This is a genomic window from Marivirga aurantiaca, assembly GCF_016679925.1.
Lineage (GTDB): Bacteria > Bacteroidota > Bacteroidia > Cytophagales > Cyclobacteriaceae > Marivirga > Marivirga aurantiaca.
Map to the genome: position 1 here is coordinate 1 of NZ_JAEQBW010000006.1, position 25,184 is coordinate 25,184.

The following is a 25,184-nucleotide window of genomic DNA, read 5'->3' on the forward strand; positions in this document are numbered from 1 at the left end:
CAATAGATTTTGCAATTATATACCTTGAATTAGAATTATATTCCACAACCTCTGAGCCTGTCACAATTAATCCGCCTTTTTTTTCATCGTTTTGATTAGGGTCATAAAGGATTTGAGATTCATGTCCATCTCCTAAATAATAATATCCGTTACCAAGGTCTTCTGTTACCGCTGTATGGTCAAATACACAAGAACTAAATAGAAGGGATAGAAAAATCACAATCATTAAGTGTTTCATATCTGGTTTGGCTTATATTGTTGCCAACATCCGAATAAAATAACCATAGTGTGTTTTATCCGCACTGTATTCAAAGTGTTGAACATAAGTGATTCCTGCATTAAACCCTAAATATTCATCGAAAAGCATGGTAAAATACCTAGATGTAGGTACTACTTCTTGCACTAAAATGAGGGAAGTGTCAAAACAAGCAATTTCCCCTCACAGCCAAACAATGTATTCTACATTCGTGCAAGAACATCTTACACTCAAACAAGCTCCTCTTACAGTCAAACAATGCCTTCTTACATTCATGCAAGAACATCTCGCAGTCATGCAAAGGCATCTTACATTCATGCAAAGCCTTCTTACAGTCGTGCAAGGACATCTTACAGTAGTGCAAGCAATGTTGTTAAGTTAAGACAAACTTTCCTTCTCCCTTTGGAGAAGGATAGAAGGTTGAGGTTTTAGTTTAAAGCTTAACTTAACGACATTGGGCGTGCAAGGACATCTTACAGTTGTGCAAAGCCTAATTTTATTAATAGAATCCTATGTTTCTAGAAAATAATCAATTAATTAGCAATTTCTATTCGGGCTACCTGGCCTCCCGCACTATTATCGATAATTAAATAGGGCCTGTTTGCCTGGGTTCGATTATTGGGCCAACCCAATAAAAAGCAAAACACTCTTTTCTACAGAGATGGGGCAGAACTTCCCAAATTTCAAGAGGTTAGGCTATTGGAATGTGAGGTTGTTGCATTTTAAATAGGCAAACATCAACTTGGAAAGTTTAAGGGTTAAAATAATAGTCGGCCCAGGTTTAAAGCAAAAATCATGTTAAACTTTTGAGATCTCCTGGTCAATCTCTTCCAATACCTTTCCTTTTGTTTCAGGCATAATAAATATAGCCCATATTAATTGCACTACCATCATGCCACAGAAGAATAAAAATATACTGGAGGCTCCAAATGTATTAGCGAAAAAAGGAAATACATTGGCAATAATAGCAGCAAACACCCAATGGGTAAGGCTGCCTACCGACTGGCCATAGGAGCGGATGTTATTCGGGAAAATCTCTGCAATAAATGCCCAGATGATTGAGCCTGAACCAATAGCATGTGAAGCTATAAACAGGAACACAAAGAATGGTAAAATGGAAGAGGGGATGGAATCACCCAAAAAGGAAACTGACATCAGGGATAGGGAAATGAGGTAACCCACACATCCGATGTACAATAGTTTTTTCCTACCAAATTTATCAATGAGTGAAAGACCAACCATAGTAAAGATCAAATTGATTATGCCAACTCCCATAGTAGAAAGTAGGCTGTTTTCGGTACTGATATTAGCCATCTCAAATATTCGTGGAGCAAAATAAATAATGGCATTAATTCCCGATAGCTGATTGAAGAAGGCAATCAAAATGGCCATAAAAGTAATACGGATGTATTTTTTCTTAAATAAATCAATGAATTGACTCTTGACCCGCTCTTTTTTGGCTTCTGAAATAGCCATATCTATGGCTTTGTCAACACCCTCAGGATCTGTTTTAGTAAGAATAAGCCTTGCTTTGTCGTAATCATTTCGTGCATTAATTAACCATCTTGGACTTTCAGGAACTTTTAAACTGAGCAAAGTGTAAATCACAGCAGGTAAAATTTCCACACCTAACATCCATCTCCAGCTATTTTCCATATCGGCTATTCCTATAAAATAATTGGAAACATAAGCGATAAGAATACCGAAAACCAGATTAAATTGGAAGAGAGCCACCAACATTCCACGATTTTTAGCAGGAGCAATCTCACTGATATACATAGGTGCAATTACTGAAGAAGCTCCCACTCCGATGCCACCTAAAAACCTGAAAAACATAAATGAATTAATTTCCGGAGCTAATGCTGAGCCTAATGCAGAAACAGTATAAAGTATTCCGATGACAATGAGTAGAGGCTTTCTGCCATATTTATTGGCCGGATAACCAACAATGATAGCTCCCAGTACGGTGCCGTAAAGGGCAATGGCAATTGCCAAACCGTGTTGGAGGTCGCTCAATGACCAAATTGATTGTATCTGGCGTTCTGCTCCTGAAATTACAGCAGTATCAAAACCGAAAAGAAAACCGCCCAGGGCAGCCACTAAAGCCAGAAAGAATACATAAGAATTCTTCTTCATGAGATAAATTGGTTATGTTCATCGGGTTTTTCTGAATAGCCCTATTTCAAAAATAGGAAATTTATATTAAATACCAGGTATTGAAGAAGCTATGTTAATACTATTAGTAGATGGAATAAGAACTGTGTAAAGATTGAATTTAGGATGTAAAAGTTATTGATTTTATTTCACTGAAATTGTCCCCGAACCTGAAGTTCATTTGTCATTAGGATGAAATGAGCATAAATTTTAGACATCTTAATATACCAACCGAAGATGAATAAAATTTGTAGCGCATTCTCCCGAAGGGATCCCCAATGCTATTAAGTTAAGACAACTTTCCTTCTCTCTTTGGAGAAGGATGCAAGGTTGAGGTTTAAATTAAAGCTTAACTTAATAGCATTCAAGGGATTCCATTGGGGCATAGCCTGCCCCGGCTAATCGGGGTGGTAATTAAAAAACAAACATATACACAAGAAATCAGTAAATTTAAAAAAAGAAAACAATGAAAGAATTTTTAATGCTTATCAGGGAAAATGTAGTCTATGGTGAAATGACTGCTCAGGAAATGCAAGAAGATATTCAAAAACACATTCAGTGGGTAGAGAAACTTGTAAGTAGTGGTAATTTTAAGGATGGAAATCCTTTGGAAGCAAAAGGAAGCTGTATTAGTGGAAGCGATAAAATAGTGACTGATGGACCTTATGCAGAGAGTAAAGAATGTGTAAGTGGTTACTACTTTTTATTGGCCAATTCACTGGAAGAAGCCACTCAACTGGCTAAAGGGTGTCCGGCATTGGCAATTGGAGCATCTGTGGAAGTAAGGGAAATTATAATGATGGATGAAGAAGCCAGCTGATCATCAAACTTCGGTTCAGCAATTGACAGCACATCTTTTCAGGGAATCCTCTGGAAAGATGGTTGCTGCATTAACGAGCTTGTTTGGCCTCAACAATATTGACACATTAATGGATGTTGTGCAAGATACATTTGAAGTGGCCCTATCCAGCTGGAGATATAAAGGTGTGCCCGCCAATCCGCAAGGATGGTTAATGAAAGTGGCAAAAAATAAAGCGATCAATGCACTTAAAAGAGAAAATAAAACACAGGAATTTTCTTCTTCTGATTATCAGGAGCTTTTGAATAGCCAGGATGAATCTCAATTTATCCTTTCCACAGAGGAAATAGAAGATAGTCAGTTAAGGTTAATGTTTATGTGTTGTAATCCTGAATTTTCCCCAAAAAATCAAGTAATAGTCACTCTTAATATTTTGTGTGGATTTGGAGTGCGTGAAATTTCAAATGCTTTGATAATGCAAAATGATGCTGTGAAGAAAGCTTTGCTTAGATGTAAACAAGCTTTAAGAAAAGCAGATGATATTTTAAAAATAAAGAGTTTTTCACCGCCTGATGAACGCTTGAATACTGTACAAACGATTATCTACCTCATGTTCAACGAGGGATATAAAACCACAAACAGCAAAAGCGGTATCAATAATGACTTATGCTTTGAAGCGATTAGGCTGGCCAGGCTTTTACTTGACCGGTACCCGGTAGACAGCTACAGAACACAAGCATTGCTGGCATTGATGTTTTTTAACCTATCCAGATTTCCGGCTCGCCTTAATGAAAAAGAAGAATGGCTAACGATGGAAGAACAAGATAGAAAATTGTGGAACAAGACATTTATTGAAGAGGGCTTTTATTATCTCAACTGTGCTACAAAAGCTGATGAGTTAAGTCATTTTCATTTGGAGGCTATCATCTCTTCTTTGCATTGCTCGGCCTCAAGCTTTAAGGAAACTGATTGGAAGGCAATTGCTTATTTATATGAAAAACTTACCGTTTTAAAGCCTGACTCACCTTTTATTCAGTTGAACAGAATCATAGCAGAAAGTTATGTATGCCATTCTCCATCTCATGTACAAGATGTTGAAGCACTTGAAAACAGGTATAATCTAACAGATTATTTTGCCATCCCCCTTACAAAAGGAGATATCTATAGAAGAAATAGTGAAATGGAGAAAGCCATTCATTTTTATAAAAAAGCTTTGGATTCACCATTGTCAGCTATGGACAGGCAATTAGTTGAAAAGAAAATTTTACAGTGTAATCTTAAATCTCACACCTAAATTCAAAACCTAATAACCTGAGTTCGATTTTAAATATGAGTAAGAGTTGCTGTAAGTCGTTCCCGCTAGGGCGGGACTGGCTATTTCGGTCCCGATCAATCGGGATCACATTTTTCATAAAAAAGAAAATTAGCTTGTGCCGCCACAGCGGTATCCGTAACCTCATTGTGTTTAGTATGAGATACCGCATAAATTAAGACTTTTTGAAAAAGTAAGTCTTAATTTTGCGGCATGACGCTATCATTAATAGAAACTCAGGTTAATATGCTCTTACCTCTTTTCCTTCCATAAAGTTAACAAAGGCACGATTAACCACTTTGTTTCCACCAAGAGTTGGGAAGTTACCGGTAAAATACCAATCCCCTAAATGTTCGGGACAAGCTTTATGTAAATCATCCACTGTTTGGTAAATTACTTCCACTTCAGCTTTAATAAAATCCGCTTTTACCAATTCTGCAATTTTTGATGAAATTTGCTTGTAGCTGAATGGAGCAAAAACTTCTTTCACATAATTTTCAGAATTATCTCCCTTTATACACTTCTGATAAACATCTTCAAGAATATTTTCTTGTTTAGTCTCTTTTAGCAAAGCTAGTACAGCTCTAAAGGCAATAAATTCTTTCATTTTAGACATGTCAATGCCATAGCAATCCGGGAATCTGATTTGAGGGGCAGAGGAGACTATAATGATTTTCTTAGGACTAAGTCTATCCAACATTCTCAGAATGCTTTTCTCAAGAGTAGTCCCTCGTACAATAGAATCATCAATGACTACAACAGTATCAACATTTTTTTTGATCACTTCATAAGTGGTATCATATACATGTGCCACTAATTCATCCCTATGCTCATCATCAGTGATGAAAGTTCTGAGCTTTGCATCTTTAATCACCAGTTTTTCTACCCTTGGACGGAAAGAAAGTAGTTTTTCCAAAGCTTTATCATCCTCTCTCTCGGCACGTAATTCTTTAAGTTGTCTTTTTGCCAGGTGTTCTTCCATGCCTTCCATCATTCCCAAAAATGAAGTTTCCGCAGTGTTAGGAATGTAAGAAAAAACAGTGTTTTGTAAATCGTAATCTATCGTTTCTAAAATTTGGGGAACAAGCAGTTTGCCCAGCATCTTTCTTTCGTTATAGATTTTAGGATCCGATCCCCTGGAGAAATAAATCCTTTCAAAGCTGCATGACTTTCTTTCCAATGGCTTTATGAACTCTTTCATGAAATAGCTGCCATCTTTGTTCACAATCAATGCATTGCCGGGAGCTACTTCCTTAATTTCATCATACTCTACGTTAAAGGCCGTTTTAATAGCTGTTTTTTCAGAAGCTACTACTACTATTTCATCATCAACATAATAGTGTGCTGGCCTTATGCCTGAAGGATCGCGTGCTACAAAAGCATGGCCAGCACCGGTAATTCCTGCCATTGCATAGCCACCATCAAAATCCCGACATGCCCGTCTCAGCACTTTTAGCATGTCCAGTTGGTCTTCCACAATTTGTGTAATCTCCGCATTATTGTGTGTGTCTTTGTGGAGGTCAAAAATTCTTTGGTTTTCTTCATCAAGGAAATGGCCGATTTTTTCCATGACGGTAACAGTATCCACTTTTTCCTTCGGATGTTGGCCCAAATCTGTCAAAATATCAAAAAGTTCCTCAACATTAGTCATGTTAAAATTGCCGGCAACCATTAAACTTCTGTTTTTCCAGTTGTTTTGGCGAAGCATTGGATGACAGTTTTCTACGGCATTTTGGCCATGTGTTCCATAGCGCAAGTGCCCCAGCCAAAGTTCTCCTGTGAATGCACAATTTTCTTTCAGCCACTTGGCTTGATTAAACCATTTGCCTCCTTCTTTTTTTGCCTTTTTGTATTTTTTGGAGATTTTCTTAAAAATATGAGTAATGGGCTGGGAATCTATTGAACGGTACCTGCTGATGTATCTTCTTCCAGGTTCTACATCCAGTTTGATATTTCCTACGCCTGCGCCATCCTGACCCCTGTTATGTTGTTTTTCCATCAACAAATAAAGTTTGCTCATGCCATATAAAGGGCCATATTTATCGATGTAATATTGAAGGGGTTTTCTCAGTCTAATTAGGGCAATTCCGCATTCGTGCTTAATGCTGTCACTCATAGTTTTATCATTAAAATACAAAGTTAAGTTTATTAAAGTTGTAGTTCAATTTTTTTCTTGCCAACATGCGAAAACTTCAAAAAGTCCAGGTAATATATTCGATGGATATACACTTTTTGTAGGATTAAAATTCTTGAATCATTGTTAATACATCTGATTTTAATGGTACTTTTGAAGATATATAAATGGATTAATTGTAAATCAGTATAATTATCTTAATTTTTGAGAGTCATAAATTACTAACATCGTGCATAAGGTTCTTTTTGGTGCCATTTTTTATTTTATCATTTATTTTCCTGCTCAATTAATTGCAGAAATTTCGCATGATTCCCTTCAGTCGGTTTACATGCATCAATTAACTCTTAGTTCTGACAGCCTGGATTCCACTATGGACTTTTCTATGATGACATCAAGGTTCCTGGAAGATATCTTTAAAGATAATACCATTTCTGATGCGGAAATGCTTGACGTGCTCATTCTCGCGGCAAAAGGTGAAAAGTTGAATAAATATAAAGAGGCCACTCATCTTTTGAAAAGTGTAATTCCATGGGTGCAGGAAAAACCGGTATATCTTGCATATCTTCATTCCAAAATAGGGGATTATTATTTTAACGAGCGAAAATCCATTGATGCAGTTGAGCAATTTATAAAAGCAGCTTTATTGTATGAAAAACAAAATCTTATCCAGCCGCTAGCCAGATCATACCTGTACATTTCAATGATTAATTTAAGGGGAAATAATGATAAGATAGGTTTAACCTATGCAGAGCAGGCCCTGGATTATATGAAGTTAGTAAAACTCACCAGTAGAGCCGATTCTGATATCTTAAGAGGTTTGTATGGTGTTAAGGGGGTTTTGGAGAGGAGATTGGGGGATTATGAAAAGGCAATCATAAGTACAGATGAATCCATCAGGATTTCCAAAGAAATGAATGATTCAGTAATTGTAGCCATTTCTAATGGAAATAAAGCGGTTATTTATTACGAAATGGGAGATATGGAATCGGCCTTACCACTTTTGGAGCAGGATTATAAAACAAGTAATGAGGCTAAGATTTATTTCAGTGCTTTCAATGCGGGGATTTATTTATGCAAAGTGCATGCAGCCTTGGGGAACCAACAAGCGTTAAGAAAAACTTTTGAAGAAATAACGACTCTTTATGAGGAACATGAAATAACAAATGAAACCTCTAAAGCTGAATATTTTAAAATAGGGGCTGAGCTGGCACAAGCAAATAATGATGTGTCAAAAGCTAATTATTACCTCATGAAATTCATGGAAGTAGATCAAATAAGAGATTCTATTAATAAGGTGAATGATGTAGCTCAGTTACAGGAAAAATATTTGCTTGAAAAAGAGATAGCCAAACTGGAGTTATTACAAAAGACTAATGTTTTACAGGCCTCTCATTTGAAATTGAGAACAGCTATATTGATTATTATTGCATTGGCGCTGATAATTGTTTTATGGTATGTATTTGTGCTTAAGCAGAAGAATAAAAAAATAGATAGACTGAATGAACTTTTAGAAGCGAAGGTTTCAGAACGAACCAATAGGTTAATGGAGATCAATAAAGAATTGGATACTTACCTTTACAGAGCATCACACGATATCCGTAGGCCAATTCGTACACTTCTGGGACTAAATAACGTAGCCAAACTGACCAATGATAAAGAAGCTTTGGAAGAACTGTTTGAACAAGTGCATTTTACAGCATTGAACATGGATAAAATGCTGTTTAAATTACAAATGGCCTATGAACTGAACAATGACCATCCCATTGAAGAGGTTAATTTGGAAAATCTTGTACAGAAGTGCTTGAAAGATATGGCACTTGAAATTGAAGCACACAACGCCAACTTTAAAATTGATATTCCAAATCATGCATTATATGTGCAGGCAAATGAGCACCTGATATTGATGATTTTGGATAATATTATTGAGAATTCACTCCTATATCAGAATCATGGAAATCCTGAAATAGAAATTAGTACTGATATGGGTAAGTATTATTTCTATATACATGTAAAGGATAACGGATATGGGATTCCGGAGGAATACTTCAAAAAAGTGTTCAGTTCCTATTTTAAGATCAGTAATAAAACGCAGGGTTCCGGTTTAGGCTTATTCCTGGCTTATAGGGCAGTATCCTATCTGGGGGGTGATATTACCATTCAATCTGTCATAAACAAAGGTTCTCATTTCACTATCAAACTTCCGGTTAGTCCCAAATAAGGTATTTCTCCAGTCGTACCTCGTCATGGAAAAACATTTTGGCCGATGCTTCAAAGGAAGCAGTCTTGTCAGACACCAGGAATCGATCTTTTTGTAGATTGCTTGTGGAATTCAAATTGTTTTCTTCCAGGTAAATTTTCAATCTTTTGGCAACTATAGAGGCAGAATCAAGAATATCCACCTGGTGGTTATAAAAAGTTGAAATTTCATTTTTGATTAAAGGATAGTGTGTGCAGCCCAGGATTAAAGCTTCAATTCCCATTAAATGATCATCCATGAGATAATTCTCAATAATTTCATGACTGATTTTATTTTCGAAGTACCCTTCTTCAATCATAGGAACCAGCAGTGGAGTGGCCAGACTTTTCAACTCAATGCTGCTGTTGATATTTTTTAATTTAGTTTCATACATTTTGGAGCCTACAGTTTGTTTGGTGCCAATAAGACCAATTTTTTTATTACTATAGTTTTCCGCTACAAAATTCACCACCGGATCAATTACATTAAATACCTTGGCTTTTGAACCCACATACTCTTTTACCAGATCAAAGGCTGCAGAAGAGGCAGAATTGCAAGCAATTAATATAAGTTTGCAGCCCTGTTGTAACAATACATCGGTTACTTTAATGGAATATGCCTGAATGGCTGCGGCCGATTTATCCCCATAAGGTAAATGAGCAATATCCCCAAAGTATACCATACTTTCCGTAGGCATAAGTTCTCTTACTTTGTGTGCTACTGTAAGTCCCCCGATTCCGGAGTCAAAAATCCCTATAGGCGCTGAACTGTTTTGATCCATACTGCAAATATGAAAAGATGATTAGATTTTATAGTGATGGGAAGAAGATTTTTTAATATTCAATTGATATAAGCAATCCAATCCTTTCCACAGAACTTCATCCATCGGCAGAAGTAATCAATTGACGAGATGATAATGAATGGTGAACATTAACGCCTCTTTCCGGTGAGTATAGAAAAAGCAGGTTCCTGAATATAACATTTCCTTTTATAATTTTATTTTAGATATAATCTATTGATTAATAATGTTTTATATCTATTTCTAGCTGAGTCCATCAATTTATTTTCAAATTGTTGTAACTTTTGTGCCAGTTACACATCATCCTATTGTAATGAGCGAGGAAATCTACTTTAAGAACACATTTTTAAGCCAAAAGAATAAGCTTTACCGCTTTGCATTCTTTTTCTTAAAAGAAACGGATGAGGCTAAAGATGCCACTCAGGAGACCCTGATAAAAATATGGGACAAGAGAGAGGAATGGCATAAAGTAGAAAATCCAGATGCCTGGAGCATGCAAATTATAAAAAACAATTGTTTGGACAGGTTGAGGAAAACCAAGACAGTTCAAAAGCATCAGGCAAATCTGAACTTCGCTCAGTCTACTGATCAAAACCCGGGTACAATATCGATATGGCAAGATCAATGGAAATTATTGCAACAGGTATTGAATCAGCTTAGTGACAAACAAAAAGCTGTATTCATTTTAAGAGAGATTGAAGGCAACAGTTATCAGGAGATAGCCGAATCGCTGGAAATATCGGAGGCGCAGGTAAAGTCGGATTTATTTCGGTCGCGCAAGTATTTGAAAGAGACAATGTTAAAAATAAACAATCATGGCATCGGAACAACTCGAACAATGGCTTGAAAAATACTGGCAAGGTGAATTAAGCCATGTGGAAGAAATGCAGTTCAGAAGTGAACTAAAAGTCAACAAAGATTCGCTCAGTGGGGAACTCAAGTCTATTGCAGAGTGGTTCGAAACAACTGAGAACGTTAAACAAGAGCTCAGCCTTGACGATGATTTTGACGCAGAAATCACAAGTAAAATTCATGGATCTAAATTTCTGACAAACCAGTGGAGTTGGTGGAAAGTGGCGGCTTCTGTATTGATCATCATTAGCCTGGGATATTTGGCCTGGCTAATGCCTCAACAACAAGACCAGTCCACACTGACTGAAATAAACAATACACAGGAAAATCCTGAAAAAGCTTTTGAGGAAACCAAAGCTACGCTACTACTGATGGCTAATATGATGAATTCAGGTAAAGATCATTTGAATTCACTTCAGTTGTTTCAGGTAGCACAGGAAAAAGTACAAAACTCCTTGAAAAAAGAGGAATCAAAAAAAGACAATTCAGAAAAAAGCATTTAAATAAAGAAAAGATGAAAAAGATAACATTAATATTAGCGCTATTCCTTACAGGAAGTATTGCATGGGCACAAAATGCAGAGTTTATTAAATTTTATAATAAATACTCATCAAATCCGGAATTCACTATTGTATCGGTGAATGAAAGAATGATAGCCTTATTTTCCAATTTTGAAATGGAGGGTGAGGAAGAGAAGGCAGTAATGGAAGCAGTTTCAAAGTTAAAAGGGATTAAACTGATTGCTAATCAGAAAACTACTCAGGGAAAGAAGCTTTTTCTGGAAGCACAAACATCCTTCAATAAAGATTATGATGAATTGATGACTGTAAGAGACGGAGATTCGGATATGCGGTTTATGATCAAAGAAAAAGATGGAATTATCAATGAATTGGTCATGCTGGTAGGAAGTGATAGCAGCTTTGTAGCAGCCAGCCTATTTGGAAATATCGATTTAAAACAAATGTCCAAAATGGCCAAAGGCTTAAATATTTCAGGAATGGAAAATCTGGAGCAATTGGAAAATGTGGATGATAATTAAAATTCCCCTGAAGTCACTAAGTAATTAAATTGAAGTTGGAATTTTTAAAAGACTAAGCTGTATTTTAGCTTAGTCTTTATTTTATATTTATAGATAAACAATCAATTGCCATGAGTCTACGATTACCAGTTAGCATTATTATACTTCTTTTTTCTTTGATTGGATGTCAAAGCAAAGTTGAAAACCCCATGGAAAAGATAGAGGAGGAGAAGATTCATTCCCTTTCCTTGCACTTATATCCCAGTACCATTCGTATGGTGAATATTGCCAATGACCCCAATTTTCATGAAGTTACTAAGAATGTAAAAAAGGCTCATTACTTACAGATTAACCTGGACAGTGAAGAAAAAACTTCAGCTTATGAAGCATGGAAAAATGAGCAGAGTTTTTCTGATTGGGAGGAGATGCTTTCAGCCAGAATGAATGGCTCTTTAGTTAATATTTATACCCCACAAGGAGAAGAAGACTATTTCTTTGCTTCTATTGAATCGAATGATGTGGTGAGCTTAGTGTGGTTGGAAGGAAAGGTGGATTTAGCTAAGGCTACTCAGTTAATGCAAACCGGCATTGATTTAGGTCCGGTAACGGATTTTCTAACTGATAAAAAGGAAACCGAAGAACAAAGAGAGAAAATGAAAGCGCTGAGAAAGCAAATGAACGAAGGAGAAGCTATGCCTGAAGTAGACTCGCTTGAGATTGATCAACCCAATAAGTAAAATTGAAAAGTCCGATTTATGAATGAAATCATTTTAAAAATAACAGGCCTTACAAAGCATTATGGCAGAATTACCGCTATAAATCAGTTGGATCTTGAAGTACATAAAGGAAGTGTATTTGGTCTATTAGGACCCAATGGAAGTGGAAAGAGTACCACTCTGGGAATTTTATTGGGAGTAACACAAAAAGATTCCGGTGAATATGAGTGGTTCTCACAAAAACCTGAAGCCTCCCAGAGAAAAAAGATTGGAGCCATATTAGAAAGCCCAACATTTTACCCTTACCTATCGGGTATACAAAACTTACGGGTGGTTTGTAAAATTAAAGATGTTCACGATTCACGAATTGAAGAAGTGCTAAAGCAAGTAGGTTTGTTTGAAAGGGGGAATTCACCTTTTAAAACCTATTCTCTGGGAATGAAGCAGCGACTGGCCATAGCTTCGGCCTTACTCTCAGATCCGGAAGTGTTAATACTGGATGAACCCACCAATGGATTAGATCCGCAGGGAATTGCAGAAATAAGAGAGTTAATTCTGACAATTGCGGATAGTGGTAAAACGATCATTCTGGCCAGCCACTTGTTGGATGAGGTACAGAAAGTGTGCTCGCATTTTGCTGTGCTCAAAAATGGCAAGAAAATATTTAGTGGCAGTGTAGCCGAGAGCCTGTCCGGTAATGATGGAGTTGAAATCTCTTCTGGTGATTTGGCTCGGTTAGAGCAGCTTGCGCAAGATTTTTCCGGTGTAAAACAAATTAGAAAGAATAATTTAAGCAGATTGGAAGTACAATTTGAGAATCATGTGGATATTATTAATTTCCATGAATACCTTATAGAAAATGGCATTGTGCTTAATCATCTGGCCTATATCAATAAATCATTGGAGAAACAATTCTTAGAACTTTTATCAGCCTAATATTATGTGGAAACTTTTACAAATAGAGTGGTTAAAGCTCAAAAATTACAAAACCTTCAATAGGTTGGCTATTGTTTATTTTATATTGCTTTTGTTAATCTTAAGTAGCGTAAAACTTTTACTTTCCTGGATGCAAAGCTCAGGTGTGGAGTTTCAGGGTATAAGCCCCTCGATCATCCCTTTTTATGATTTTCCTGATGTATGGCAAAACCTTACTTATCTGGCATCATACCTGAAATTCTTTTTAGGTTTTATAGTGATTATTTCTGTTACCAATGAGTACTCTTTCAGAACCATTCGGCAGAATATTATTGATGGCATGTCACCACAATCATTTCTGTGGTCTAAGCAATTCATGATTTTTACTTTTAGTTTGGTAAATGTGGTGGTGCTCTTCCTGTCTGGTACTTTAATGGGATTACTTCATTCCCCCAGTTTTGAACCGCATCTGTTTTTTACCGGAATGGATTTTCTACTGGCGCACTTTTTAGAGTTGATTACTTTTCTGAATCTGTGTATGTTACTTTCTTTATTGTTGAAAAAATCCGGTTTTGCCATCATTGCATTATGTTTTTATGGTTTAATCTTGGAGCCTGCTTTGGTTGGATTCTTAAATTATAAGTTTGACGATCATTGGTTAATTTCACTTTTCCCCATTCATGCAGTTAATAATTTGATTGAGATTCCATTTCAGCGGTATGTGTTTATGGAAATTCAGAATTATGTAGCTTTAGGAAGTTTCCTCATTGCTTTAGGCTGGTATTTCCTTAGCTTGTTTTTTAACTATTTACTCATTGCAAAACGGGATATAGCTTAAGCATAGGGTTTGGGTAAAACAAAAAGCGCAGTATCATTAGTTTGATATTGCGCTTTTTATTATAAGTTTTAACTGCTTATTGAATCACAATAGCAGCTTTGTTTAATTTCCCTTCTACCAAAGTATCTGTTTGTACGCCTAACATATTATTGTTCATTTTTCCTTTTGTGGCGTCCACAAAATAGGATTTGGCTTCCAGACCTTTAAAAGTCACACGACCTTTGCTGTCTGTTTCGGATGGGCCGGCTACTGCATTTTCACCACTTCTGTAATCCTCGTTGTTATCATAGAGTGTAACAACAGCTCCTTCCTGTATGTTACCCAAATCGTCCTGAATCGTTATCCTCAAATTGGTTTTAAAAACCTGGTCATTTTTTGGGGTGAATTGGAAAAAAGCAAAGGCTGTTAATGATAATACTAAAAAACTCAGCTTAATTTTGTTCATAATTATTGAATTTATTTTTTGTAAAAAACGTAAGCTTTTGACTTTTGTTCGTTACTCTATTTGATTATGATGATAAGATACATTTTTATATCCGTTTTTTTAATTTTAAGTGCACATAATTCCTTTTCCCAAAGCTCAATTTCGGCTTTAAGGGTAGATGATAACGGCAGGCATGCGAATGCATATCTCACGTTGACTACCGCACAGCAAAGGATTAGTGCGGAAATTCCTTTTGCATACACAGCTATTGCATTAAAGAGTACAGAATCTCTGGACTTTTCAGAGTTTGCCATACTAGTTGAGGAGGATACTATTCCTTTTTATAACGAAGGACACGCTCCGGAGGGATCGGAATTTAATTATTCAACTTTAATTCATTTTGACCAACCGCAGGAAGTTCTGACTTTAATCTATCCCAAAGGAGTAGAAGGTGTTTATTTAGTATTGATAAACAGTACTGATAACGATGCCGATGAAAAGGAAGATAAGCCAAAATATGAAGCTCAAAATAATTGTGAATTACCGAATATAGTTCAGCAATCAGAATGGAGAAGCGGACTTGATGATCCCAATTATCAGAGAAGTTTTACCACTACTCAAAATATGATTGTTCATCATTCAGCCTACCCGAATTCCATTACAAATTACAGACAGGCCGTACGAGATATATACATTTTACATACTCAGGAAAATGGCTGGTCAGACATCGGTTACAATTATCTTGTGGCGCCAGACGGAATGCTTTATGCCGGCAGAGATCCCGGAGATGGAGAACAAGACGAAGTGATGGGAGCACATTTTTGCGGGTCCAATGGAAATGTAATGGGTGTGTGTTTGTTAGGCAATTTTGAAGAACAGGATGCTACACAGGCTGCTTACCAAACGCTTGAACAACTGTTTGCCTGGAAAGCCTTTAAGGATGAGCTAAACCCAACTGCTCAAAATCCTCATCCGCTGAACAGTAATTTGGGTGTAATCGCAGGACATAGGGATGGTTGCAATACTGCTTGTCCGGGCCAGTACGTTTACAATAATCTACCACAGTTACGGGTGGAGGTAGCAGCCATGGTGAACGAATGTGAAGGAGAGGAGCCCGAAGAGCCCGAAGAACCTGTAGTGGAACTTCCTGTTGAGCCAAAGGATCTCGTTTATTTAACTGTTTATCCCAATCCTGTAAAGACCAATTTTGAACTGAATTTAGTGATGGATGAGGAGGACAGGGAGTCATTGAAAAACCTCGTTATTTATGACGCTATTGGTAAAAAGATAAAGTGGGAGGGTCTGAATTATCAATCCAACCAGATCACAATTACACTTCCCAAGTCACTGAAAGCCGGAATGTATTTTCTGTATGTGGTAAAAGGTGAGGTGGCTTTTCATAGAAAATTTGTAATACCTTAGTCTAAAAATGGTGATTATGCGGTTTTCAGATTGATAAATTCACTGGAATTTAAAACTTCTATCTCTGCAAAATAAAAATCGGCTTTGTTTTCAGTGATGATAATTTTACAACCTGCTCTTTCAGCGGCATAGTATTCCAACCCATCTTCAAAATCCAAAACCTGTTTATTGTCAAGGGCTTTTTGAACTGATGCCTGGTCGGAATCGGCAATTTTAATATGGGCTACCATTAATTTGATTTTCTTTTTGGCTTGTTTGGCCCCTGATTTTTTCTCCGCAAAATAAAAAGCAATAGCAAGGCAAACGGGAGAGGTATAAAACTCGAAATGGGAATTCCCTGCCAAACTTAAAATACGGGCACTATGATTGAATAGTGGAAACTCTTTATTTAAAACCGAAATCAAAATATTGGCATCAAGGAATACTTTCATTTTTTGGAAGACATAAAATCAGATTTTAAATCTTTGCGACTTCTGGGCTTTGTATGGTACTCAGCTTTTCCTTCTGCAACTGCATGGACCCAATCAGCTATTGGCAGCTCGTTCAGGCTTTTATAATCACCTGTAGTAATTTGCCTTAACAAAAACTCGGTAAGCCGTGACAAGCTAATGTTGTTTTGCTCAGCAAATAATTTGGCCTTTTCTATGACTTCCTGATTAAATGATAAGGTTACTTTGGCATCCATAGCTTTAAAATTTTATTATACTACTAAATTATAAAAAGTATACGTATAATAAGAATTTTGTTTTACATACTTTTAAATTTTCAAACGATTTACCGTCAAACTAAATCATAATTGATAACTTGTAGAACAGATTCTGACTAATCGAATAATGATAAACTTATTTAAAAACCGAAATTTCAAGGCCTATCTTTTATATAGTTTAATTTCCTGCTTATTATTTACAGTGCAGCTGGAAGCGCAAACATTTGCTAAAAATGGCATGGTGGTAAGTGCCTCTGAGCTGGCTTCTGAAAATGGCGCTCAAGTATTAAAATCGGGAGGCAATGCAGTGGATGCGGCCATATCAACCGCATTTTCTTTAGCAGTTACCTGGCCCTGGGCGGGCAATATTGGAGGAGGTGGATTTATGGTCATTCGATTGGAAGATGGTACAGTAACTACTATTGATGCCAGGGAAAAAGCGCCATTGGCCTCAACTCCTACAATGTTTCTGGATGGGGAGGGCAATTTGAAAAGTGGGGTCAATCACCATACAGCGCTGGCTATTGGCGTGCCCGGTACTGTGGCAGGATTATATAAGGCTCATCAGCTTTACGGTAAGTTGCCCTGGAAAGAATTGCTTCAGCCTGCCATTGATTTAGCGCAAAATGGTTTCCCTCTTACTTATAGCATTGCCAGGGATTTCGAAGGTTTTGCCAGTGAACCGGAGAAGTACCCGGAGATGCAATCCTACATAAGAAATAAAAAAGGAGAGGTGGTACAGTTTGGTGAATTATGGCAGCAGCCACAGTTGGCTAACACACTAAAAGAAATCCAAAGCAAAGGTCACAAAGGCTTTTATGAGGGCTATGTAGCAGAGAAAATGGTAGCGTATATTCGGAAGATGGGAGGAATTATTAGCAAAGAAGATTTAAAACAGTATGAAGCGGTGGAAAGGGCCCCTGTTCATACTACATTTCGTGGGTACGATTTATACGGAATGCCTCTGCCGAGTTCAGGAGGAGTAGCCATAAGCCAAATGTTTAATATGTTTGCCCAATTGGAAGAAACGCCCGAATTTGCTTCTGTACAATATTACCATTATTTGGCTGAAATTATGCGCAGAGCATTTGCCGACCGCGCCATTTATTTAGGGGATCCGGATTTTCTTACCTATTCCGTTATAGATAGTTTACTTACTGATGAGTATGCTGCACAATTATTTTCAACTATTGAGCCTCATAAAGCTACCCCTATTGATAGCATCTATCAAGGCCATTTTAATGAGGGCTCCGAGACTACTCATTTTTCAATCCTTGATAACAAGGGAATGGCTGTTTCTATGACTTATACGCTGGAGCATGGTTATGGAGTAAAAATGCATGCACCTGAACTCGGATTCTTGTTTAATAATGAGATGGGAGATTTTAATGCAGTACCTGGTGTTACCACTTCTCAAGGGCAAATAGGAACGGCTGCTAATCAAATAGTGCCAGGCAAAAGGATGCTTTCCAGCATGAGTCCCTACATTGTGACTAAAGATGGCCAGCCATTTATGGTTATTGGCAGTCCCGGAGGTAGAACCATTATTAACACAGTATTTCAGACAATTTTAGGAGTTCTAGCCTACGATATGCCTATTAATAAAGCCATTGAGTCTTCTAAAATCCACCATCAATGGCTGCCAGACAGAATTCTATATGAGCGATACTTAATGGATCCTGCCACCCGACAGGCTTTGGAAGCTATGGGACATACGCTCATGGAGGTATCCAACCTCGGCCGCTTGATGGGCATCACATATGATGAACCTTCAGGTATCATTTCAGGAGCAGTAGATTCTGCAAGTCCGGATGGCGGGGTTTCTGCTTACTAAATATTGTGTATTAGGCAATTACACGAGAAAATTAGTTTGATTCCGAGTCCAAGATAAAATATAAGTACCTGCTTATTGGTTTTTTATTCCAGTCTTAATTCAATTCTATTGTAGTATAGAGTTGAGGTACCTTCAAAACCGGAATCAGTTCCAACAATTACCCACAGATTTCCAGTGGCATCTGATTGTATTTCTATAGGATTGTCAAAGTTATCTCTTTGAATAAGCTGGTATTCAAATTCTTCTCCGGGAATACCCACATTTCCAACCACAACCATATCTTCTCCGCCTTGCGATCCGCCACCCTTGTCAATATTCATATTGATATAGCCATCTATGGTAATGGTATCAGGTTCGTTTGTAGTTCCTCCAGCTTTCAGATATACACTGGCTCCCGGGCTACCACCAATCCCTACAGATTCTTCAGGGTATTGTGAGGCTAATTCAATTTCGAAGGTAGCTGAATAGAAGTGGTTGGGTTCCAGACCTGTAATTCTTTTTTTAATAAACATAAAGAGATCGTCACTAATATTTTGACCTGAAATTAATAATGATTGCTTCTCTTCATTTACAGATTCAGGAAGGGCTGTGTGCTGAAACATGAAATTAAATCGACTTCTGTCCCATTCAGCATTAAAATCGGAAAACCCGGCTGTCCAGCCTTCAGCGCTTTCCTCAAAATCATAGCTGAAATTATTTACAACAGGCTCATCATCATTCTCACATGATATTAACAAGATGCCCAAAAAAATAGAAATAGTAGATAAGGATTTCATAATCGAATAGTTTTAGGTTAAAAAGTGTCTTAGTTTTTTAACCTTAATAAAAGTGCAGGGTTTAGGTTTTTGCACTTTTTAGCTATCCCTTTTATTATTCCGTCAAATTAAACTTCGCTACATAAAAATTAGGATCAACGGATATTTCTACATTTTCAGGTAAATTCTCTAACGACTTATATTGAGTAGGTGATGGTTGAATCCATTCAGGCTCGCCATTTATATAAATTTTGATAGGTATATTGAAGAGGTCATTGGTGTTTTCCCATTTGAAAAGTAAGTTGTTATTTAAGATTCTATATGTGAGCGTTGGAATTCGTGTATCCCTAAGGTATTGGTCAAAAAAACCTTGAAGTGATTGGCCGTATGACTTTTCAATAAAATCTTCAACCTGTTCACTGCTCACTGTTTGATGATAAAATTCTTCGTTTAAATCTCGTAAAAGAGTTCTCCATTTCTCATCATCGTCAAATAGCTGGCGTAAAGTGTGAAGCATATTCCCTCCTTTATAATACATATCTCCCGAGCCTTCATAACTTACTCCATATTTACCAATAATGGGTCTGTCATTCTGAATAGATGATCTCACCCCCTGAATGTAGGCATTGCCTGCCTCTGTGCCGTAATGATAGTCAAGAAATAAGGTTTCGGAATAATGTGTAAATGATTCATGAATCCACATATCTGCCACATCATTATAAGTGATATTATTGGCAAACCACTCATGTCCTGATTCATGAATGATGATAAAGTCAAACTTCATCCCCCAGCCTGTTTGGCTCAAATCTCTTCCTTTATAGCCATTTTGGTAGCCATTACCATAAGTAACCGAACTCTGATGTTCCATACCCAGATAGGGTGCTTCCACTAACTTATAACCATCCTCATAAAAAGGATAGGGGCCAAACCAATATTCAAAAGCCTTTAACATTTTGGGTACATCCTTAAATTGCTTTTTAGCTTTCTCCAGATTATAACTCAATACCCAATAACTACAATCCAATGGACCTTTCTCCCCATCATAAACTTCTTTAAAATTTACATAATCCCCGATATTGATGTTTACACCATAGTTATTGATAGGGTTACTGACAAACCAATGGTAAGTATGAGTGGTTTCATATTCTTCCACATTCCTCAATCGGCCATTTGAAACATTGATGAGTGGTTTTGGGACATTCACGCTAATCAGCATGCTGTCAGGTTCATCATAAGGATGCTCCTTGCAAGGCCACCATACGCTGGCACCAATTCCTTGATTACTACTGGCTACAAATGGCTTTCCGTTTTTGTCTTCTTTCCATGTAATACCCCCATCCCATGGTGGGTTTTTAGCCTCTATAGGAGTGCCCGAAAAGTAAATGGTTAGTTTGTTATTTTCATTTATAGACTGTTGCTCATTCAACTTTATAAAGTGTGCTGCCCCTTCTGATTCAAATTTTAGCTCTTTTCCCCCTTGAATTACTTTGTCAATTTTCATTGGTTGCTGTAAGTCAAGCTGCATTATATTGTTTTTGTCCAGTACAGTGTAATGAATCTCATTCTTGCCAGATAACGATTTGTTATCAATATCAACAGCTACTTCTAAATGGTAGTAGGTCAAATCCCACCAGGTTCTCTCAGCAGTCAACCCTCCTTTCAAACTGTCTGCTCGAGTGAAGCTCTCTTTGTCTTGGGCTTTTAAAGAAATTGTACCAGAAAGAATGATGAAACTTAATACCGGGAATAATGTCTTTCGGAAAAGGTTTTTCATATTAAGATATTGAAGAGCGCAAATTAAAAAAAAACTGAATCTATAATGGAGGTATATATCTTCCATTTTACCATACTACCAATCTATTTAAAGTCAATTATTGTTTCACTTTATGACTGTAGTCGCTTAGTTATTAAATGCAAATTAATCAATTCATTTGAAATAAATCTATGAACCTCAGTTTGATTTAAGTAAGAGATAGCAAAAAACAATTCAAAAAAAAAGTAGCATAACCAGGCACTCTGCCATGAATATGCTACTTCTTTTATTAGTCAATTAAATTTTTACAATAGCTTAAGTCCTAAGCTTAACATTACCTGGTTGATTCTTACTTTACCTTCATCATCTCCTAAAGTGGCCTGATCACTAAAGTTACCTTCATAACGAAGATCAAGTGTTAGTTTGGAAATATCTACTCCTATACCAGCTTGATAAGCGAATACTGCATTTTTGTATTCATTGACAGCATCGTCTTTATCAACTTCAGAATCCATATTAAAACTAGCTACAGGGCCAATATTCAACCTCAATGGACCAAGCTTGTATCCGAACAATATTGGCACATCAATTTTATTCTGATTGAGCGTAACTGTTTCTTTATTTCCTAAATTATTGCGAGAAACATACTCGCCTTGTACAGAATTAAAATAGGCTTCCGGTTGAACAAAAAAACCTAGAATGTTTATTCTGGCAAAAGCCCCTACTTGATAACTGTAATTAGCATCACCTTCTTCAAATCGGTCGGCATGATCTTTCAAGCTTACTTGTGTACTACTAATCCCTACCTTTGGGCCAATTGTAAATACCTGGGCTTCTGCTATAGAGCCAAACAGGAAAATAAATACGATAGTTGTCAATAATTTTTGCTTCATGATTTCTTTTTATAAATGATTTAATTTTACTTAACGATTTTCAGGTTAAAAGTTATAATTTCGGCTACCAATATATGATTTTTATCTATGAAATTTGTAAAACCGGGGTTGAAACTGAATGATACCCTTGAAGTAATCTTAAATGAAAGAAAGAAAAACGGTGCATTTCGTTTTTTAAGGACTCCAAAAGAGGGAATGATCGATTTTATCTCCAATGATTATTTAGGGTTGGCAAAAGTCAGGTCCATTTCTGAAAATATTGTGGAATATGAAGAGAATGGTGCCGGTGGTTCCAGGTTATTAAGTGGAAATAAAGCATATCATGAGCAACTTGAATCTTTTTTAGCGGAATATTTTCACTCTGAGGCTGCTTTACTTTTTAATTCCGGATATACTGCAAATTTAGGGGTGCTTTCCTGTGTGCCTCAAAAGGGAGATACTATTTACTTTGATGAACTATCACATATGTGCATTAAAGAAGGTGTTAGGTTAAGCAGGGCTAATTATTATAATTTCAAACATAATAATCTTTCGAATTTAGAAAGTAAAATGAAGAATGCCACTGGAAATATATTCGTGGTGGTTGAATCAGTATATTCCATGGATGGGGATCATGCTCCACTGAAAGAGTTGATCCCGCTATGTGAAAAATACAATGCAAATTTGATAGTGGATGAAGCCCACAGCACTGGCCTGTACGGTGAATCAGGTTTTGGTTTGTGTTGCGATTTAGAAATTCAGGATAAGGTTTTTGCCAGAATTTACACTTTTGGAAAGGCAGTGGGCTGTCATGGTGCTGTAGTAGCAGGTAGTCAGATATTAAAAGATTACCTGGTTAACTATAGCCGTCAGTTTATTTATACAACTGCTATGAATTTCCACTCTGTTAAAATCATTGAAAATGCTATTCAATACAGAAAGAAGCATCCTGAAGTAGTTGAACAATTAACAAAGAACATTCTATTATTTAGACAATCAATCAATCCCGGAATTAATAAACTGGAAAGTTTTCATCCCATTCAGGGAATTATGGTACAAGGAAACGAAGCCGCCATTAAACTGGCTAATCATTTAAATGAATTGGGTTTTGATATGAGGCCTATTGTGTCCCCTACAGTTCCTGTTAATGAGGAAAGAATCAGGATTTGTCTACATTCATTTAATAGCACAGAGGAAATTAAAAAGTTATGTGATGCAATAAACATTTATTATTCATGAAATGAGCATAAATATTCGAGGGCGAATTTATACCAACCGCCAGATGAATATTTATCGCGAATTCCATGTGGCAACTTAAAACGAACATATACACATGAAATGAGCATAAATTTTAGAATCCTTCCCCGATAGCTATCGGGGCAACCAAGGATGAATAAAATTTATTGAATTTCATAGCCTGCCCCGACTAAATCGGGGTGACCATTGACAATAAACATATACACATGAAAATTTTTATTACGGCCATAGGTACAGATAGCGGCAAATCATTCTTTAGTGCAATCATTACAGAAGCATTAAAAGCGGATTATTGGAAACCTATCCAGGCCGGTTTCCCGAGAGATACGGAGTATGTTAAACAATTGATTAGTAATAAAATTTCCAATTTTCTCCCGGAAGCTTATGTTTTAAATACGCCTGCGTCACCTCATTGGGCAGCGGAAATAGATGGGATTAAACTTAAGTTGAATGATTTTGTTCTTCCCAGGACGGAAAATAAGCATTTGGTAATTGAAGGGGCAGGAGGGGCTTTAGTACCCATAAACAATGAGGAATTTGTGATTGATTTACCTCAAAAGTGGCAAATACCAGTAATTTTAGTAGCAAATTTGTATTTGGGAAGTATTAACCACACTTTACTTACCTTAAATGAGCTAAAAAGAAGGGGTGTTCAATTATTAGGAATTGTATTTAATGGAAGTTCTCAACCTTCAAGTGAGGAAATTATTTTAAAACACGCAGATGTGCCGTGTTTACTAAAAATAGATCAGGAAAAAGAAATCAATCAAGAAATAATCAGGAAATACGCAGAGGAATTACTTAAGAATTTATGAATTGGATTGATCGCGATAAAGAAAGTATTTGGCATCCATTTACACAGTTAGTCAATGGATTTGATCATATCATGATTGAAAAGGCAGAAGGGCTCTATCTTTATACTCCTGAAGGGAGAAAAATTATGGATGCCATTTCCAGTTGGTGGGTTAATTTACATGGTCATAGCCACCCAAAAATTGCAGAAGCTGTATTTCAGCAGGCTAGTAAGCTGGAACATGTGATATTTGCCGGATTTACGCATGAGCCGGCCATCATATTAGCTGAAAAGCTATTGAGTATATTGCCTGAAAACCAATCAAAGATTTTTTATTCCGATAATGGAAGTACTGCCAACGAAGTGGCTTTAAAAATGGCTTTCCAGTTTTGGTATAATAAAGGAGAAAAATCCCGTACCAAAGTAATTGCCTTTGAAGGTGCTTACCATGGAGATACTTTTGGAGCTATGTCGGTAGGGGATAGAGGGCCGTTTTCTGCTCCTTTTTCTCCTTTTTTGTTTGATGTTGAATTCCTGCCAACCCCCACACAGGAAAATGAAGCTGAGTTAATTATACAGTTTGAACAATTGATTAAAGACAAAGAGGTAGCAGCTTTTATATTTGAACCTTTGGTGCTGGGCTCTGCCGGTATGAAAATGTATGCTCCGGAACTGCTGGACAAGCTACTGCAATTGGCCAAAGAGAATGAAGTAATTTGTATTGCAGATGAAGTCTTTACAGGTTTTGGACGAACAGGAAAAAATTTCGCTTCTGATTATTTAACCACTCAACCGGATATTTTCTGCTTATCAAAAGGCCTCACAGGCGGAACTATGGCTCTGGGGGTTACTTCTTGTACAGCCAGAATTATGGAAGCCTATAAAAGTACTGATATCATGAAAACATTTTTTCATGGGCATAGCTTTACTGCCAATCCCATTGCTTGCGCGGCCTCAATAGCCAGTTTTGATTTATTGATGAAGGAGGAAACACAAATGCAGATCCGGAATATTTCAGACTGGCAAAAAGCATTTCAGGAGAGAATTAATAATCATCCTAAAGTGCTTAATAGTCGCGTGATGGGAACGATTTTTGCCTTGGAATTGAAAACCGATGAGGATACTTCCTATGTGAATGAAGTACGCCATCAACTTTATCCATTCTTTTTAGAGAGAGATATTCTGTTGCGACCATTGGGTAATGTAATCTATATTTTGCCACCTTATATTATCAAAAAAGAAGAAATAGAACGAATATACCAGGCGGTTGAAGAAATGTTGATACAGCTTAATATAGGCAGGCACTAAGTAAAACTAAGTATTTCCCTCAGGCAATTCA

The 25,184-nt window shown here is 36.9% G+C and carries 24 protein-coding genes; 14 read left to right on the forward strand and 10 right to left on the reverse strand.

What is annotated here, in order from left to right; translation table 11 throughout:
* Nucleotides 1-238, reverse strand: a 238-nt coding sequence (locus JKA74_RS13250; RefSeq protein WP_201431687.1) for a hypothetical protein, incomplete at its 3' end; no start/stop codon positions are given.
* 816 nt (nucleotides 239-1,054) lie between these two features.
* Nucleotides 1,055-2,392: a sugar porter family MFS transporter gene (locus tag JKA74_RS13255; protein ID WP_201431688.1), complete on the reverse strand. Its 1,338-nt coding sequence runs from the start codon at nucleotides 2,390-2,392 to the stop codon at nucleotides 1,055-1,057.
* Between the two features lie 484 nt (nucleotides 2,393-2,876).
* Here JKA74_RS13255 and JKA74_RS13260 point away from each other — a divergent pair, with 484 nt between their 5' ends.
* Both JKA74_RS13260 and JKA74_RS13265 read left to right on the forward strand, forming a co-directional pair.
* Entirely contained in the window at nucleotides 2,877-3,230 is a 354-nt protein-coding gene (locus JKA74_RS13260) for a YciI family protein (protein ID WP_201431689.1), read from the forward strand.
* The gene (locus JKA74_RS13265) at nucleotides 3,214-4,503 is read left to right on the forward strand and encodes an RNA polymerase sigma factor (protein WP_201431690.1); all 1,290 of its coding nucleotides are present in this window, start codon (nucleotides 3,214-3,216) and stop codon (nucleotides 4,501-4,503) included. The genes JKA74_RS13260 and JKA74_RS13265 overlap by 17 nt, the downstream gene beginning before the upstream one ends.
* A 259-nt stretch (nucleotides 4,504-4,762) precedes the next feature.
* Here the strand turns inward: JKA74_RS13265 and JKA74_RS13270 are convergent, their stop codons facing one another.
* On the reverse strand, nucleotides 4,763-6,637 hold the full coding sequence (locus JKA74_RS13270) for an amidophosphoribosyltransferase (protein WP_201431691.1): 1,875 nt from the start codon (nucleotides 6,635-6,637) through the stop codon (nucleotides 4,763-4,765).
* Nucleotides 6,638-6,884: 247 nt separating this feature from the next.
* On the opposite strand from JKA74_RS13270, the gene JKA74_RS20970 reads away from it, so the two are divergent.
* A complete protein-coding gene (locus tag JKA74_RS20970; protein ID WP_201431692.1) occupies nucleotides 6,885-8,873 on the forward strand; it encodes a tetratricopeptide repeat-containing sensor histidine kinase in 1,989 nt (662 codons plus the stop codon).
* Here the strand turns inward: JKA74_RS20970 and murI are convergent.
* On the reverse strand, nucleotides 8,860-9,672 hold the full coding sequence (gene murI / locus JKA74_RS13280) for a glutamate racemase (RefSeq protein ID WP_201431693.1): 813 nt from the start codon (nucleotides 9,670-9,672) through the stop codon (nucleotides 8,860-8,862). The two genes, JKA74_RS20970 and murI, sit on opposite strands and share 14 nt — an antisense overlap.
* Before the next feature lie 304 nt (nucleotides 9,673-9,976).
* Between murI and JKA74_RS13285 the strand changes: the two genes are divergently transcribed.
* From JKA74_RS13285 to JKA74_RS13310, 6 genes are all read left to right on the forward strand, one after another.
* Nucleotides 9,977-10,537, forward strand: coding sequence for an RNA polymerase sigma factor (locus JKA74_RS13285; protein WP_201431694.1), 561 nt, complete (start codon nucleotides 9,977-9,979; stop codon nucleotides 10,535-10,537).
* Nucleotides 10,506-11,045 carry a hypothetical protein gene (locus JKA74_RS13290; RefSeq protein ID WP_201431695.1) on the forward strand — a complete coding sequence of 180 codons (540 nt, stop codon included), beginning with the start codon at nucleotides 10,506-10,508 and terminating at the stop codon, nucleotides 11,043-11,045. The genes JKA74_RS13285 and JKA74_RS13290 overlap by 32 nt, the downstream gene beginning before the upstream one ends.
* An 11-nt stretch (nucleotides 11,046-11,056) precedes the next feature.
* A complete protein-coding gene (locus JKA74_RS13295; RefSeq protein WP_201431696.1) occupies nucleotides 11,057-11,581 on the forward strand; it encodes a DUF4252 domain-containing protein in 525 nt (174 codons plus the stop codon).
* 188 nt (nucleotides 11,582-11,769) lie between these two features.
* Entirely contained in the window at nucleotides 11,770-12,297 is a 528-nt protein-coding gene (locus JKA74_RS13300) for a DUF4252 domain-containing protein (RefSeq protein WP_236587794.1), read from the forward strand.
* Between the two features lie 18 nt (nucleotides 12,298-12,315).
* On the forward strand, nucleotides 12,316-13,212 hold the full coding sequence (locus JKA74_RS13305; protein WP_201431698.1) for an ABC transporter ATP-binding protein: 897 nt from the start codon (nucleotides 12,316-12,318) through the stop codon (nucleotides 13,210-13,212).
* A gap of 4 nt (nucleotides 13,213-13,216) precedes the next feature.
* On the forward strand, nucleotides 13,217-14,029 hold the full coding sequence (locus JKA74_RS13310) for a hypothetical protein (RefSeq protein ID WP_201431699.1): 813 nt from the start codon (nucleotides 13,217-13,219) through the stop codon (nucleotides 14,027-14,029).
* A 76-nt stretch (nucleotides 14,030-14,105) separates the two neighbouring features.
* Here the strand turns inward: JKA74_RS13310 and JKA74_RS13315 are convergent, their stop codons facing one another.
* Nucleotides 14,106-14,474 carry a carboxypeptidase regulatory-like domain-containing protein gene (locus JKA74_RS13315; protein WP_201431700.1) on the reverse strand — a complete coding sequence of 123 codons (369 nt, stop codon included), beginning with the start codon at nucleotides 14,472-14,474 and terminating at the stop codon, nucleotides 14,106-14,108.
* 66 nt (nucleotides 14,475-14,540) lie between these two features.
* Here JKA74_RS13315 and JKA74_RS13320 point away from each other — a divergent pair, with 66 nt between their 5' ends.
* The gene (locus JKA74_RS13320) at nucleotides 14,541-15,875 is read left to right on the forward strand and encodes an N-acetylmuramoyl-L-alanine amidase (RefSeq protein ID WP_201431701.1); all 1,335 of its coding nucleotides are present in this window, start codon (nucleotides 14,541-14,543) and stop codon (nucleotides 15,873-15,875) included.
* A gap of 14 nt (nucleotides 15,876-15,889) precedes the next feature.
* On the opposite strand, the gene JKA74_RS13325 is transcribed toward JKA74_RS13320, so the two are convergent.
* On the reverse strand, nucleotides 15,890-16,306 hold the full coding sequence (locus JKA74_RS13325; RefSeq protein ID WP_201431702.1) for a PIN domain-containing protein: 417 nt from the start codon (nucleotides 16,304-16,306) through the stop codon (nucleotides 15,890-15,892).
* Nucleotides 16,303-16,560 carry a DUF6364 family protein gene (locus JKA74_RS13330; RefSeq protein ID WP_201431703.1) on the reverse strand — a complete coding sequence of 86 codons (258 nt, stop codon included), beginning with the start codon at nucleotides 16,558-16,560 and terminating at the stop codon, nucleotides 16,303-16,305. The genes JKA74_RS13325 and JKA74_RS13330 overlap by 4 nt, the downstream gene beginning before the upstream one ends.
* 148 nt (nucleotides 16,561-16,708) lie before the next feature.
* On the opposite strand from JKA74_RS13330, the gene ggt reads away from it, so the two are divergent.
* Nucleotides 16,709-18,415 carry a gamma-glutamyltransferase gene (gene ggt, locus JKA74_RS13335; protein WP_201431704.1) on the forward strand — a complete coding sequence of 569 codons (1,707 nt, stop codon included), beginning with the start codon at nucleotides 16,709-16,711 and terminating at the stop codon, nucleotides 18,413-18,415.
* A gap of 83 nt (nucleotides 18,416-18,498) precedes the next feature.
* On the opposite strand, the gene JKA74_RS13340 is transcribed toward ggt, so the two are convergent.
* The 3 genes from JKA74_RS13340 to JKA74_RS13350 all read right to left on the reverse strand — a co-directional run bounded on the left by JKA74_RS13340 (nucleotide 18,499) and on the right by JKA74_RS13350 (nucleotide 21,816).
* Complete coding sequence (locus tag JKA74_RS13340) at nucleotides 18,499-19,191, reverse strand: hypothetical protein (protein WP_201431705.1); 693 nt, start codon at nucleotides 19,189-19,191, stop codon at nucleotides 18,499-18,501.
* Nucleotides 19,192-19,285: 94 nt separating this feature from the next.
* Nucleotides 19,286-20,944, reverse strand: a complete 1,659-nt coding sequence (locus tag JKA74_RS13345) for a M1 family metallopeptidase (protein ID WP_201431706.1) — start codon at nucleotides 20,942-20,944, stop codon at nucleotides 19,286-19,288.
* 284 nt (nucleotides 20,945-21,228) lie between these two features.
* Nucleotides 21,229-21,816 (reverse strand): porin family protein, encoded by a 588-nt coding sequence (locus JKA74_RS13350; RefSeq protein WP_201431707.1) that lies wholly within the window; start codon nucleotides 21,814-21,816, stop codon nucleotides 21,229-21,231.
* A gap of 87 nt (nucleotides 21,817-21,903) precedes the next feature.
* Between JKA74_RS13350 and JKA74_RS13355 the strand changes: the two genes are divergently transcribed.
* The 3 genes from JKA74_RS13355 (at nucleotide 21,904) to bioA (ending at nucleotide 25,153) form a co-directional block, all read left to right on the forward strand.
* Nucleotides 21,904-23,034, forward strand: coding sequence for an aminotransferase class I/II-fold pyridoxal phosphate-dependent enzyme (locus tag JKA74_RS13355; protein ID WP_201431708.1), 1,131 nt, complete (start codon nucleotides 21,904-21,906; stop codon nucleotides 23,032-23,034).
* A gap of 224 nt (nucleotides 23,035-23,258) precedes the next feature.
* Nucleotides 23,259-23,867 carry a dethiobiotin synthase gene (gene bioD, locus JKA74_RS13360; RefSeq protein ID WP_201431709.1) on the forward strand — a complete coding sequence of 203 codons (609 nt, stop codon included), beginning with the start codon at nucleotides 23,259-23,261 and terminating at the stop codon, nucleotides 23,865-23,867.
* Nucleotides 23,864-25,153, forward strand: coding sequence for an adenosylmethionine--8-amino-7-oxononanoate transaminase (gene bioA / locus JKA74_RS13365; RefSeq protein WP_201431710.1), 1,290 nt, complete (start codon nucleotides 23,864-23,866; stop codon nucleotides 25,151-25,153). Before bioD ends, bioA begins: the two co-directional genes overlap by 4 nt.
* Nucleotides 25,154-25,184 lie beyond the last annotated feature (31 nt).

Coding starts and splice junctions, on each gene's coding strand:
- JKA74_RS13265 (WP_201431690.1), top strand. CDS start 3,214: ATGAAGAAGCCAGCTGATCATCAAACTTCGGTTCAGCAATTGACAGCA.
- JKA74_RS13295 (WP_201431696.1), top strand. CDS start 11,057: ATGAAAAAGATAACATTAATATTAGCGCTATTCCTTACAGGAAGTATT.
- JKA74_RS13255 (WP_201431688.1), bottom strand. CDS start 2,392: ATGAAGAAGAATTCTTATGTATTCTTTCTGGCTTTAGTGGCTGCCCTG.
- JKA74_RS13345 (WP_201431706.1), bottom strand. CDS start 20,944: ATGAAAAACCTTTTCCGAAAGACATTATTCCCGGTATTAAGTTTCATC.
- JKA74_RS13300 (WP_236587794.1), top strand. CDS start 11,770: ATGGAAAAGATAGAGGAGGAGAAGATTCATTCCCTTTCCTTGCACTTA.
- bioD (WP_201431709.1), top strand. CDS start 23,259: ATGAAAATTTTTATTACGGCCATAGGTACAGATAGCGGCAAATCATTC.
- JKA74_RS13310 (WP_201431699.1), top strand. CDS start 13,217: ATGTGGAAACTTTTACAAATAGAGTGGTTAAAGCTCAAAAATTACAAA.
- ggt (WP_201431704.1), top strand. CDS start 16,709: ATGATAAACTTATTTAAAAACCGAAATTTCAAGGCCTATCTTTTATAT.
- JKA74_RS13290 (WP_201431695.1), top strand. CDS start 10,506: ATGGCATCGGAACAACTCGAACAATGGCTTGAAAAATACTGGCAAGGT.
- JKA74_RS13270 (WP_201431691.1), bottom strand. CDS start 6,637: ATGAGTGACAGCATTAAGCACGAATGCGGAATTGCCCTAATTAGACTG.
- JKA74_RS13320 (WP_201431701.1), top strand. CDS start 14,541: ATGATGATAAGATACATTTTTATATCCGTTTTTTTAATTTTAAGTGCA.
- JKA74_RS13330 (WP_201431703.1), bottom strand. CDS start 16,560: ATGGATGCCAAAGTAACCTTATCATTTAATCAGGAAGTCATAGAAAAG.
- JKA74_RS13325 (WP_201431702.1), bottom strand. CDS start 16,306: ATGAAAGTATTCCTTGATGCCAATATTTTGATTTCGGTTTTAAATAAA.
- murI (WP_201431693.1), bottom strand. CDS start 9,672: ATGGATCAAAACAGTTCAGCGCCTATAGGGATTTTTGACTCCGGAATC.
- JKA74_RS13340 (WP_201431705.1), bottom strand. CDS start 19,191: ATGAAATCCTTATCTACTATTTCTATTTTTTTGGGCATCTTGTTAATA.
- bioA (WP_201431710.1), top strand. CDS start 23,864: ATGAATTGGATTGATCGCGATAAAGAAAGTATTTGGCATCCATTTACA.
- JKA74_RS13305 (WP_201431698.1), top strand. CDS start 12,316: ATGAATGAAATCATTTTAAAAATAACAGGCCTTACAAAGCATTATGGC.
- JKA74_RS13260 (WP_201431689.1), top strand. CDS start 2,877: ATGAAAGAATTTTTAATGCTTATCAGGGAAAATGTAGTCTATGGTGAA.
- JKA74_RS13355 (WP_201431708.1), top strand. CDS start 21,904: ATGAAATTTGTAAAACCGGGGTTGAAACTGAATGATACCCTTGAAGTA.
- JKA74_RS13350 (WP_201431707.1), bottom strand. CDS start 21,816: ATGAAGCAAAAATTATTGACAACTATCGTATTTATTTTCCTGTTTGGC.
- JKA74_RS13315 (WP_201431700.1), bottom strand. CDS start 14,474: ATGAACAAAATTAAGCTGAGTTTTTTAGTATTATCATTAACAGCCTTT.